This is a genomic window from Limosilactobacillus mucosae, from assembly GCF_046939755.1.
Classification (GTDB): Bacteria; Bacillota; Bacilli; order Lactobacillales; family Lactobacillaceae; genus Limosilactobacillus; species Limosilactobacillus mucosae_A.
Genome location: NZ_JBKZAY010000134.1, coordinates 1 through 210, shown reverse-complemented (window position 1 = coordinate 210; position 210 = coordinate 1). Strand labels below are relative to the sequence as shown.

At 48.1% G+C, this 210-nt stretch carries 1 protein-coding gene; it reads right to left on the bottom strand.

What is annotated here, in order from left to right; all coding sequences use genetic code 11:
- Positions 1 to 210, bottom strand: a 210-nt coding sequence (locus ACLUWI_RS10540) for a DDE-type integrase/transposase/recombinase (protein WP_412147264.1), incomplete at both ends; no start/stop codon positions are given.

Genomic DNA, 210 nt, shown 5'->3' with positions numbered 1-210 from the left:
TACTGCGTTATCTGCGGGAGTGCCGGGCGCAGAGAGACTGTGCTTACTATTGTTGCTGGTCAAATAGTTATTGAAGTCTTTTGAAGTATAGGCAGCGCCACGATCCGTATGAATCATTGGTACGAAGGTTCCAGCCTGCTTAGCGGCGCGTTTAAAGACTTCCATTGCGGCTTCTGCCGTCTCTGTTGGTGAAATATATGATAACTGAGC